The organism is Desulfosporomusa polytropa (genome assembly GCF_055380075.1).
This window is the reverse complement of the sequence record NZ_AP042400.1, coordinates 4,539,351-4,551,214: the sequence shown is the minus strand read 5'-3', so window position 1 is coordinate 4,551,214 and position 11,864 is coordinate 4,539,351. Positions and strand designations below refer to the sequence as shown.

The 11,864-nt window shown below is 46.2% G+C and carries 9 protein-coding genes; 2 read left to right on the top strand and 7 right to left on the bottom strand.

All coding sequences use genetic code 11. The features are described from left to right. Positions 1-7: 7 nt before the first annotated feature. The 4 genes from ACZ449_RS23005 to ACZ449_RS22990 form a co-directional block, all read right to left on the bottom strand. A complete protein-coding gene (locus ACZ449_RS23005) occupies positions 8-1,141 on the bottom strand; it encodes an iron-containing alcohol dehydrogenase (protein WP_464258373.1) in 1,134 nt (377 codons plus the stop codon). Positions 1,142-1,341: 200 nt separating this feature from the next. Next, a complete protein-coding gene (locus ACZ449_RS23000; RefSeq protein ID WP_464261927.1) occupies positions 1,342-2,094 on the bottom strand; it encodes a basic amino acid ABC transporter substrate-binding protein in 753 nt (250 codons plus the stop codon). A gap of 85 nt (positions 2,095-2,179) precedes the next feature. Next, on the bottom strand, positions 2,180-2,683 hold the full coding sequence (locus ACZ449_RS22995) for a mismatch-specific DNA-glycosylase (RefSeq protein WP_464258372.1): 504 nt from the start codon (positions 2,681-2,683) through the stop codon (positions 2,180-2,182). Then, positions 2,680-3,894: a metallophosphoesterase gene (locus ACZ449_RS22990; protein ID WP_464258371.1), complete on the bottom strand. Its 1,215-nt coding sequence runs from the start codon at positions 3,892-3,894 to the stop codon at positions 2,680-2,682. The genes ACZ449_RS22995 and ACZ449_RS22990 overlap by 4 nt, the downstream gene beginning before the upstream one ends. 155 nt (positions 3,895-4,049) lie before the next feature. On the opposite strand from ACZ449_RS22990, the gene ACZ449_RS22985 reads away from it, so the two are divergent. Continuing rightward, positions 4,050-4,652 carry a hypothetical protein gene (locus tag ACZ449_RS22985; RefSeq protein ID WP_464258370.1) on the top strand — a complete coding sequence of 201 codons (603 nt, stop codon included), beginning with the start codon at positions 4,050-4,052 and terminating at the stop codon, positions 4,650-4,652. 57 nt (positions 4,653-4,709) lie between these two features. Here ACZ449_RS22985 and thiD read toward each other — a convergent pair whose 3' ends face one another. Then, positions 4,710-5,516 carry a bifunctional hydroxymethylpyrimidine kinase/phosphomethylpyrimidine kinase gene (gene thiD / locus ACZ449_RS22980; protein ID WP_464258369.1) on the bottom strand — a complete coding sequence of 269 codons (807 nt, stop codon included), beginning with the start codon at positions 5,514-5,516 and terminating at the stop codon, positions 4,710-4,712. Positions 5,517-5,521: 5 nt separating this feature from the next. Beyond that, a complete protein-coding gene (locus tag ACZ449_RS22975) occupies positions 5,522-7,441 on the bottom strand; it encodes a putative bifunctional diguanylate cyclase/phosphodiesterase (protein WP_464258368.1) in 1,920 nt (639 codons plus the stop codon). A gap of 360 nt (positions 7,442-7,801) precedes the next feature. Between ACZ449_RS22975 and clpB the strand changes: the two genes are divergently transcribed. Next, positions 7,802-10,399: an ATP-dependent chaperone ClpB gene (gene clpB / locus ACZ449_RS22970; RefSeq protein WP_464258367.1), complete on the top strand. Its 2,598-nt coding sequence runs from the start codon at positions 7,802-7,804 to the stop codon at positions 10,397-10,399. Between the two features lie 72 nt (positions 10,400-10,471). Here clpB and ACZ449_RS22965 read toward each other — a convergent pair whose 3' ends face one another. Next, on the bottom strand, positions 10,472-11,839 hold the full coding sequence (locus ACZ449_RS22965; RefSeq protein WP_464258366.1) for an S-layer homology domain-containing protein: 1,368 nt from the start codon (positions 11,837-11,839) through the stop codon (positions 10,472-10,474). Positions 11,840-11,864 lie beyond the last annotated feature (25 nt).

Genomic DNA, 11,864 nt, shown 5'->3' with positions numbered 1-11,864 from the left:
TTCGATATTAGTAAATATTTTTGATAATTACTTTCATTTGTTCCAGCGTTACTGGCACCGGATTAACCCGCGTAGAGCCCTTGAGACAGTTAGCTGCCAATTCCTCAAAACCTTCTTCAAAAGCGGCGTGACTGACGCCAGCCTGAGCCAGTCCAGCTGGAATACCGAGCTGCTGATTTAGTTCCTTTACGGCAGCAATAAACTCCTGCCGCCCGTTACGCCCAATACTACGGGCCAATTCATCCAGACGCGCACCCACAAATTCATCTTGAGCATTATAGGCAAGTACCGATGGCAATACAATCGCATTTATCAGTCCATGCCCCAGATCAAACTTGCCGCCAAAGGCGTGCGCAATACCATGCGCCATCCCTAAACCTGTATTCTCAAAGGCTAAGCCGGCTATGCACTGATAATGATGTACCTTTTCCCGGCTTTCCTTGGTCTTTTCGTGATAAGATACCGGCAGCCAGGTAAGCAAACCAGCTACCGCCCCTTTAGCTAACACTTCGGTAAAATCGTCCAGACTCCGATTGATATAAGCCTCCACAGCATGCGTAAGGGCATCCATGCCGGTCTCAGCCACCACGTTGGGCGGCATGGTCATAGTAATGTCCGGATCAAGTATCGCCAGATCAGGAATAAAGGCCGGCGTTTTTAAACCAATTTTGAGTTCAAGTTCACGAAAAGTAATAACTGCCGATTTGGTTACTTCTGTCCCCGTACCAGAGGTAGAAGGAATAGCCACAAAAGTTAGGTTTTTTCGAGAAACAGGCAGTTCTCCGGTTTGGGCTGTGGCAAAATCAAGCTCCGGATACTCATAAAAAAGCGCCATAACCTTGGCTGCATCAATCGGTGAACCACCACCAACAGCCACTAGCAAATCAGGCTTACATTCCCGCATCTTGGCAAGCCCGTCAAGTACAGCCTGCGTATCAGGATTTTTGCTGATCCCTCCGTAACTATATGTCTTGCAGCCATTCTCTTGAAGAATTCCCTCTATCTTAGAAATTACACCGCTTGTCTGCATCGCACTGCCGCCAGTGACAATGAAGGCCCGGCTAGCCTTAATCTTACTAAGTTCAGCAATAGAACCACTGCCGGTAATAATGGCCTGACCGCCTAACAGTAACTTTTTCATGCCAACAACTCCTTTTTTAGTGCGCAGCACTTATAAACGAACAAATAGATTATCTGTATTTAATCATATAAAAGAATAGCGTAAACTGCAATAACTATTCCGCAAAGTATAAATTAACTCTGTAACTATAGTGAAAACTATCTTGATTCTCCGAAAAAAAAGACCCATCTGAAAGATGAGTCTTTTCCTATATCGTTCGCTTATTGCGGCTTTTTACCAAACCAATGTTCATATATTTTCGCATATTCGCCGTTTTTGTTGATTTCCTCTAATGCTTTATTGATTTTACCTGCCATTTCGGTGTTTTTCTTAGCTACGGCAATACCATACTCCTCAGCATCAAGAACCTCACCAACTAGTTTGGCATCTTTGCTGCCGCCTTGGGCCAGATAGTATTGGCTTACCGGCAAGTCATTGAGGACTGCGTCAGCCCCGCCGGCCTTAAGTTCAAGGTAGGCTTCAGACGCACTGTTGTACTCGCGAACTTTGGCATCTTTGATCTTCTTAGCAGCTTCCGCGCCTGTAGTACCAATTTGTACAGCAATCCGCTTGCCTTCCAGGTCCTTAAAATTATTAATCGTGGTATTGTCTGCTTTCACTACGATTGACAAACCAGATTTATAATACGGTTTAGAGAAATTGACCTTTTTAGCGCGTTCATCAGTAATTGTCATGGCTGATGCAATGACATCAATCTGACTGCTTTCCAGCGCCGGGATCAAGCCATCAAAGCCGGTATTGACAATTTGTACTTCCATCCCCATTTGTTTGCCAATAGCCTTCATAATATCCACATCAAAACCAACATACTCTTTGCTTTTTTCGTCTTGGAACTCAAATGGCGGGAAGGTAGCTTCAGCACCCACCTTAAGAACTTTAGCTTCTGACTGTTTACCACCACAACCGGTGAGACCAAGGGTCAGTACCACTAGAATCAGGCCAACATAAACCATCCATCTTTTCAACACAATATGCACCTCTTTCTGTATGTATAATCGTTTATAATTATACACCGTTTTATATTGACCGCAACCTAATTTATGTTACATACCCTTTCAGTTCCTGATAATAGGCCAATTGCTCGGCAAACACGACCCGCGTCAGCCCGCTGGGCGACGGCACAACAAAATCAGCCACCCCTGTTACCACACTGATAGCTTGCCAGCCACAGGTAACCCGTGCCTGACGCGTAAACTCCCGGTATACCCCTACACCGGCAAAGCAGGCAACCCTGGGTGTATATCGCTGCAATTTCTCCTGCAAAACGATTCGTCCCTCCTGATACTCCGCTTTGGTTATCTCGGCAGCCGTTCGGCTGGGGCGATCCACGATATTGGTAATACCTAACCCCAAGGGCAGTAACTGCCCATCTTCCTCTGGTTTAAACTGATGCGGTGTAAGCGCAGCTACTGCCAGCAATTTCCAAAACCGATTGGAGTAACCGGCAAAATGATGGCCTGTTTCTGCCGATCTGCCGCCTGGATTAAAACCGATAAACAAGATTTTTAGATTAGGACCAATGATGTCTGGTACTTGGTTCATACTATCCCCCGCTTTAACGTAAAAAAAGTAACTTCTGCCGGGCAGCCAATACGCAGCGGCAGCCAATGCCCTGTACCGGCACTGACATACCCATATGAGCTATTTTGACGGAACATACCTCTCATATATTTATATTGCACAGGCAGTAGTGAGGCCCCGCCAACAGCTACCTGACCGCCATGCGTATGTCCAGCTAATGTCAATGGCACCCCCGCCCTAAACGCATTATCTAAAAAATCAGGATGATGCGCCAAAAGTACTGCAAACCCATCATCAGGTATTCCGCGAACTGCTTGCGCAAAAAACTCCTGGCATTTAGCCTCTTGTTCGACCTTATTTTTGCTCCATGGATAATCGACTCCAGCCAAATACAGACCATTTCTTACTTCCTGATGGCGGTTTTCCAACACGGCAATCGGACTCCCATAAAGCGCCTTACGAATACGGCTGATATCCCGAAAATATTCATGATTGCCCCAACAATAAAAAATACCATATGGCAGCTCAGCCTGAAAGGCCGTCAGCCGCTTGATTGTTGGTGACAATAAATCTAAATCATCCACCAAATCACCGGTAATGGCAAGCAGGTGCGGTTGTTCCTGTCTAACCATAGCAAGCACCCGCTCTAGCTTATCCATCCCGAAAAAAGGCCCAATATGAGTATCGCTTATTTGGGCAATGGTAAATCCCTCCAGCGCGGGCGGTAATTGCGCAAACGCCAATGTATGCCGGTTAACAACAATCGTTGTGTCTCCGCCAATTACACCATAAGCACTAACAGCAAACGGCATTGCCGGAACAACCGCTAAGGCCCCCTGCAAAAATTGACGGCGTGTTAAGCTCCCCGGCGTTGAATATTCGTCTTGCATCAGTTCGGGGTGTGACTGTTCTCTAAACTTCCTCACCACCAGCCTGGCAACATAACCAACCACCAATACCACCAGCATGAATACCAAACCAGTCATCCAGACATAGGCAGCATAAATAAAATATCTGAACCATTCCCCGGGAAAACCGCTCACTGGCCGCAGCCACCGGCTAAAAATAAGAATCGCCACCGCCAAAGCCGTCACCAGCCAGTAGCCAGCGCGAACTCTTTTCCCGGCATAAGCCGGATGCCATTTGGCTAAAACCCGACCACCCAGCCACATTATTCCCCACAAAATAAAAAAAACAATCAGCATTGCAACCATCGACGGACCGTGCTGCATATGTGCCTCCCATTATCCAGCCTTTACTATATAGTCATTATACCCCAAAGTACTTTTAGTATAGAAGATAGAAAATGAATATTTAGCTGCAGTTATATTTAGCCGCCAGAATACATACGCCATATAGTATAAGTATCTCTAATGGGGGGTTATGTATGGCCAACAGTACGCAAACTATTATTGATACGATACTAAGTGATATCACTGCCGTTATTCCTAATTTCGCTTCATTAGTTAGCTCTTACCGGCTACTGGTCGGCTCAGCAGAAGAAATACGTCGCACGCCTGGTGTACCTTTTGAGATATTTGAACGAGCTGTTATCCGCTATGATCGAGCGGGAACACTTATTGATATTTTGCTTGAGCTGTTATGTTGTAAGATCGCCTTTAGCAGTCAATTTTTGGCTGTGACCTGTGCACCTGTCGATATCATCCGTCTCTTAGCCAACTGCGGCCCCTTAGAGGATGATTCCTGTCAAACAGCAGAACAAATCATTATCCTCGAATTACTGCGCCAGGTACTAGACCGCCATTGTCATGACCATTCCTGTTTTGGTCCGCCACCGGAAGGAATAACGCCGCCGCCACCAGAACCAGCGCCAGCACCAGCGCCACCACCAGAACGAGCACAAGCTAAGTACTCCCCTGATGTAGTTCAAAGTAATCTTGAACCAACAAAAGAGTTAGAAACAGAAGCTACTCCTGTTTCTAACTCTCCTAACTGCTATACCCGCCCGTTAAGCCGCAAACATATATAATGATACAATATATCACCCGCCTGCGCTTGCAATTTTCTTTAATGCCAAAGACTGCACCTATTCAGCAAGTAATCCCGCATTTTTATATAAAGTATAAAAATGGTGAGTTGGCCCTACCCCTTTACCAATAGTCAACGAGTGTTCAATAGCAATGGTTATATACTCCTTGGCCCGCGCGACAGCCTCTGCCACCGATAATCCCCGGCTCAGATTGGCTGCAATAGCCGAAGACAATGTACAGCCTGTACCATGCGTATTTTTAGTCGCAATCCGGCGGGATTCAAAATAAACAAACTCTTGTCCATCAAACAGAATATCTGTTGAATCACCAGCCAAGTGGCCGCCCTTAATTAACACATTCTTCGGGCCCATAGCCGAAATTGCGCGGGCTGCGGCCTCCATATCTGTTAGCGTAGCAATAGTTCGTCCAGTAATGACCTCAGCCTCAGGGATGTTCGGAGTCACAATCGTTGCCTGTGGCAGCAGCTCTTGCACCAGTGTGACCTCAGCCGCTGGATTTAACAGATGATACCCACTTTTGGACACCATAACCGGGTCGACCACAATATTTATCGCACCATACTCCTTTAATTTAGCCGCAATTATTTTAATTGTTTCGATTTGCGATACCATGCCAATTTTAACCGCAGCAACCGCAATATCGTCAAAAATAGCCTCAATCTGCTTAGCAATTACCTCAGGTGTAATATCCTGGACAGCAAATACACCTTGCGTATTTTGCGCAGTAACGGCAGTGATAACACTCATCCCAAACACGCCATGGGCCGCAAATGTTTTCAGGTCTGCCTGAATGCCAGCACCGCCGCTTGAATCAGAGCCAGCAATTGTTAACACGTTTTTCACAATTCTCACCCCTGCAATTTTTTTATAAATTCTTCCGGTGGCAGCGGTCGGCTAATAAGATATCCTTGAATATAATCACAGCTTTTTTGCTTAAGATAGGCAAATTGCTCCTCAGTCTCAACGCCTTCCGCAACCACGACCAATCCCATCTCATGCGCTAATTCAATAATACTGCCTGTAATTGCAATCTTATTATCACCAATTGCAATATCATCAATAAACCCTTTATCAATTTTCAGAGCTGTAATAGGTAACTTTTTCAGGTAGGTCAGTGATGAATAACCGCTGCCAAAATCATCAAGCGCAATCCGCACTCCCTTGCTCCTAAGCTCTTCTAGCTTGCGAACATTGTCCTCAAACCGCTCCATTAATACACTCTCAGTAATCTCTAACTCCAGATACTCTGGCGGTAAACCGGTTTCAGCTAATACCTCAGCAACCACTTGAACAAAGTCCTTTTGAATAAGCTGCACTACTGAGATATTTACCGCTGTACACAACCGTCCCTGCCCGCGTGCATATAGCGCTTGGTTAAAGGTGCAAGCTTCTCTCAACACCCAATTACCAATACCAACAATAAGCCCAGTTTCTTCTGCTAAGGGAATAAACTTTAACGGTGAAACCATGCCATAATCAGGACTTTCCCATCTAAGCAACGCCTCAAACCCTTCAATCTGAGCAGCCTTCATGTTGTACTGCGGTTGATAATACAGCCTAAGCTCACCATTGTCAACAGTCTGGCGCAACCGGGCTTCCAGCAGCATTTTTTCAACAACCGCATCATGCATAGACTTATCAAAAAACCGATAGATATGCTTACCTGACGTTTTGGCTGCATACATAGCCATATCGGCGTTGCGTAAAAGTTCTTCCACATTATCGCCATGTTCAGGATAAACAGCCATACCAGCACTGGCCGTAATGTGGAAATCATGTCCGTTTACGTTGGTCGGCTCTTCAAGCTCTTGCATCATCTTGTCAGCATAAGCCGTTACTTCCTCAATACTATCCATAGCTGGTAAAAATAGAACAATTTCATCACCACCCCAGCGAGCAACCATACCTACATCAACTACCAGCGCTGACAGCCGCTTGCTAATACTGACAAGTAACTTATCCCCCCAGGAATGTCCATACGTATCGTTAATTAGTTTAAAATTATCAATATCGATAAAAATCAAAGCACTTCGCTTGTTACTGTTGGTAGTCACGCTTAGCGCTTCCTTGGCAACTTCGATCAACAGTTCCCGGTTAGCAAGGCCAGTAAGCGCATCATAATAAGCCATATGCTTAATTCTTTCTTCTTTATATTTACGGTCAGAAATATCGGTATACGAGCCCGCCATCCGCACTGGCTGCCCATAACTATCAAATGATGCCTTGCCTCGCGATAAAATCCAACGGTAGCCGCCCTGTGCGGATTTGACCCGGTACTCAACTTGGTAAAAAGGATCCTGACCACTAAAATGGCGTTCCAGTTCAGCCACCATGCGTGGTAAATCCTCAGGATGTACAATCTCCTGTTTCCATTTTTCTTTCGTATTTACCGCCTGCTCTGGTAGTCCCAGCATATTCCAACCACGTTCAGATACTGTCTTAACATCAGTAACAATATCCCATATCCACAAACCATCATTGGAGCCTTCGGTAAGTAACTGATGTATTTCATCGTTTTGCCTAATAGTTTCATCACTTAGATATAGCTCATTAAAATTTTGTCTGAGTTCTTCCTCCTGGGCCGCTAATTCCTCATGAACTGTCATATATTCTTCATTCTGTTGCTGTAATAGCCGAACGGTCCGCTTATACTGATAATTATTTTTCAACAAATAAATAACAATACTAATAAGCATACCAATTGCAACATAAACATAGCTGCTTGGCCATAGCCCACTGACAGCAATATCTGAGAAAGACAACGCCAATATTCTACACCTGCTTCATATAAAAGTCATACAGGCAAATTATATGTATAATTCACCTTAATCAGTATATTATACACTAAAAATGGTAAGTTTTTTAGCAAAAAAAATTTCTACTCCCTACAAATTTATTTGCTAATATGTATTTTTAAGGTCAATAAAAGTCAAAAAGTCAGTAAAGGTTAGATCCTCTGCGTCTGCTACGCTTTTTTTGCATAAAATCAGCCTAATTCGCTTAAAACCGTTCACTATGAATTATTATCGAACTCCAATTAATACCGCTTTTCTGTTAATATTGAATTGTAAATATTACCTGTGAAGATCTCGCTTGAAGTATGACATATTTTTTAGGAGGTAACAATCATGAACAGCGAAAAATATACCCAAAAAGCAGCCGCCGCTTTGCAGGAAGCACAACAGCTTGCCGCTCTGAACTATCATCAAGAACTAACGGCCAAACATCTTGCTCTCGCCCTTGTTAAAGATGCCGAGGGCATTATGGCCTATCTGTTAAGCCAACTAACTATCGATGTACGCTTACTAACTACTAAACTAGAACAACTTTTGAACACTCTGCCCTCAGTGCGTGGCCAGGAAAGCGGTTTACGTATGAATACGGCCATGATGCGGGTCTTGGCCGTAGCTGAGAAACACGCCAAAACCATGAAAGATGAGTATGTTAGTGTCGAACATTTGTTGATAGCTATTGCCGAAGACGGTGACAATGATTTAGTAGCCGTGTGCCGTGATTTCGGACTGACCCGAAGCCGGATTCAAGAAGTGGTGAATCAGTTTAGACGCGGTCAACCTATTACAAATGATAATCCTGACGAAAACCTTCAGGCACTCAACAAGTATGGTCGTGATTTGACAGAACTGGCCACACAAGGCAAGCTTGATCCGGTAATCGGCCGGGATGAAGAAATCCGCCGGACTATTGAGATTCTATCTCGCCGCACGAAAAACAACCCTGTGCTTATTGGTGAACCTGGTGTTGGTAAAACCGCCATTGTTGAGGGATTAGCCCGGCGTATTGTTGCCGGTGATGTGCCTGAGACCCTGAAAAATAAGATTGTATATTCCCTGGACCTCGGAGCCCTGGTAGCCGGTGCCAAATTCCGCGGTGAATTTGAGGAGCGCCTCAAAACAGTATTAGCCGAAATTACCAAAGCGGAAGGCCGGATTATTCTATTTATTGATGAGTTGCATACCGTTGTCGGCGCCGGTGCGGCCGAGGGCGCCATGGATGCCGGCAATATTCTAAAGCCGATGCTGGCCAGAGGAGAACTCAAATGCATTGGCGCCACAACATTAAACGAATACCGCAAACATATTGAAAAAGACACCGCTTTAGAACGCCGTTTCCAACCCGTACTGGTGGACCAACCCAGCACGGAAGACACCATTTCCATTCTCAGGGGCTTACGGGAACGTTACGAAGTACACCATGGCGTAAAGATTAAAGATGCTGCCTTAGTGGCCGCAGCCGTGCTGTCTGACCGCTACATTGCCGACCGGTTTTTACCGGACAAAGCCATTGATCTGATGGATGAAGCCGCAGCCAAACTGCGCACTGAAATTGACTCCATGCCCAGCGAGCTAGACGAACTTCTGCGTCGGGTCATGCAGCTAGAAATCGAAGAACAGGCCCTCAAAAAAGAGAGTGATCCTTCTTCTAAAGACAAACTAGAACGCATTCACCACGAATTAGCGGGACTTAAAGAACAGGCAGACGCCCTAAAAGCGCAATGGCAACTGGAAAAGCAGGCCATTGTTGAGCAACGAAAAGTCAAGGAAGAAATTGAAACCGTCCGTACCCAAATGGAAGCCGCCGAACGAGCCTATGACTTAAACCGTCTGGCTGAGCTTAAATATGGACGTCTGCCAGAATTGGAGAAAAAGCTTAAAACGCAAGAAGAACAACTCAGCTACAATCGTTCTCACAAAACCATGCTCAAGGAAGAAGTGGACGAAGACGACATTGCCAAAGTAGTCAGTCGCTGGACAGGCGTGCCGGTCACCAAGCTCCTGACAGGTGAGCGGGAAAAGTTAGTCAACCTGGAATCCTACCTGCATCAACGGGTAATCGGCCAAGATACAGCCGTGACAGCCATCAGCGAAGCTATCATTCGGGCCCGGGCTGGCATAAAGGACCCCAACCGGCCGATCGGTTCCTTTATCTTTCTAGGACCGACCGGTGTAGGTAAAACTGAGCTTGCCAAAACTCTGGCCGAGATACTTTTTGATGACGAGCGCAGCATGATCCGCCTGGATATGAGCGAATATATGGAAAAACACGCCGTGGCCCGCCTCATTGGCGCACCTCCCGGTTATGTTGGTTATGATGAAGGTGGTCAATTAACCGAAGCCGTACGCCGCCGCCCGTACAGCGTTATTCTGCTGGACGAAGTGGAAAAAGCCCATAATGATGTGTTTAATATATTGCTGCAAATTCTTGATGATGGGCGACTGACTGACAGCAAAGGACGTACCGTTGACTTCAAGAACGCCATCATTATTATGACCTCCAACCTGGGCTCACACGAAATTTTGAACAGCGACTTTACGACTGCGGAAAAACGGGTGCTAGAGCTTTTAAAACAACATTTCCGGCCTGAATTTTTGAACCGGATTGATGATATTGTCGTATTTAATGCACTCACTACCAAACAAGTGGCTGATATTGCAGCAATTATGCTGGAAAATTTGAATACACGGCTGCAAAAGCAGCTAACTATTACCCTGAAATGGGATGACGCGGCCCTTGCCCTACTCGCCCAAACCGGTTATGATCCCCAATTTGGCGCCCGTCCTCTAAAAAGGCTCATCAGCCGTCTGGTAGAAACCGAGCTAAGCAAAATGATCATCCGCGGTGAGGTACCTGAAGGCAGCCTGGTACATCTGAGCACTGCTGCAGATAAAATAGTATTAACTGCAGAGCCCAGCACATCTAACAAATAACGTGAACGGGCGTGTCGCAAAAGCGACACGCCCACTCTTTTATAGCCTTGTATCCCCATAACTGCCAAGAATTTAGAAGTAGAAGTCAACCCCCAGTTTGACAGTGTTTAGCTTGCCGGTATGAATACCGTCAGTAGGCTTCAGGGAGGCAGCCCACAAAAAGATATCCATATTTTTATCAATGATGAACTGCCCTGTTAACTCAGGCCCTTTCAGACCCCAATCATATTTTGACACCCAGTAGTTATCCGGGGCAATGGAAGCCTTGGCCTCGGCGTTCAGATAGCGGGCCGTTACGAAATAAGAGCCGGGGGTATTGAGATCAGCTTTTCCATAGGTAATCCCGGCCATATAGGCCGTGTTCTGACTTGAGGCATCGGATTTGCCATATGTGGCAAACAGGTTCAGTTTTTTGCCGATCATCGTATCGACACCGACTTCCCACAGGCTAATATTGTCTGACACAATGCTTGTATCGGAGCCGTCAGTGGCTAGGTTATGATAGGCTGCTTTTACATTGAGGTCTTTGGCAAGCGGGGCGTCAAATTCAATCGCTGCATACCGGTTGTCTGCTTTGTTAGAAATAAGATAGGGATTGGTCGCGTTACCAGTCCAGCCTTGCCGGAAATAGCCATAGGTCAACGTGGTCCGGTTCCGGTCGCCAACCGCCAACTGAACCCCATTGATCCCTTTGCGACCAGGAGTAACCATTAATCCGTAGGCGGCTCCGTAATCAAACCGGCCGGCTTTTACTGTAGCAGCGCCGACAAGCCCCTCCGCATACATTTGATCATAGCGCTGCGAACCGCTAACCGTGCCGTCAATCGTCGTATATGTGCCGTCGCCGTTAGGAATGCGGGACCAGAAGCCGCCTGTTCTGAAATCTCTCACAGCTTCATTCTCGATTTTCACTTGCCATTTGTCGTTAATCTTGTAATTGACATAGAGATCCATACCAACGGCCGGATAGTGACCGTCGTTCGGGTGCGGGGTATCGCCGGTAGCCAAAGTATGACCGGCAAAAGAGCCGCTGTTATTCCATACCTGGTCAGACAGGTGCAGAAAGCCGGAGATCGTTATCTTGTCACTTTTCTTTTCCAGGGGGGCGACACGCACCCCTAAACTGATAAGTTCACTGGTAAACTCTGCCGCGAGTGTATCGATTACTACCTTATCCTCTGCATTGGCTTTTTCCGTATTCCAGATAGCCCGGGCGATCCTTTGCGCCATTTCATAGCGGGTAACCGTTCTGTCACCCCCGAAAGTACCTTGGCCGTTGCCGTCAATGATCCCGTCTTGTTTTAGTTTGTTGACCGCAGCATAGGACCAGTGGTTAGCCGGGACGTCGCCAAAGGGATTCGTTGGTCCGGCCGCTGCTACGGTCCCGGCGATATTCACCAGTACCGCCAGCACGGCAGCGATGACTACGCTTTTTTTCATCCTTCTCCCACCTTACAACTTATTT

Coding starts and splice junctions, on each gene's coding strand:
- clpB (WP_464258367.1), top strand. CDS start 7,802: ATGAACAGCGAAAAATATACCCAAAAAGCAGCCGCCGCTTTGCAGGAA.
- ACZ449_RS22985 (WP_464258370.1), top strand. CDS start 4,050: ATGGCCAACAGTACGCAAACTATTATTGATACGATACTAAGTGATATC.
- ACZ449_RS23005 (WP_464258373.1), bottom strand. CDS start 1,141: ATGAAAAAGTTACTGTTAGGCGGTCAGGCCATTATTACCGGCAGTGGT.
- ACZ449_RS23000 (WP_464261927.1), bottom strand. CDS start 2,094: ATGGTTTATGTTGGCCTGATTCTAGTGGTACTGACCCTTGGTCTCACC.
- ACZ449_RS22990 (WP_464258371.1), bottom strand. CDS start 3,894: ATGCAGCACGGTCCGTCGATGGTTGCAATGCTGATTGTTTTTTTTATT.
- ACZ449_RS22965 (WP_464258366.1), bottom strand. CDS start 11,839: ATGAAAAAAAGCGTAGTCATCGCTGCCGTGCTGGCGGTACTGGTGAAT.
- ACZ449_RS22995 (WP_464258372.1), bottom strand. CDS start 2,683: ATGAACCAAGTACCAGACATCATTGGTCCTAATCTAAAAATCTTGTTT.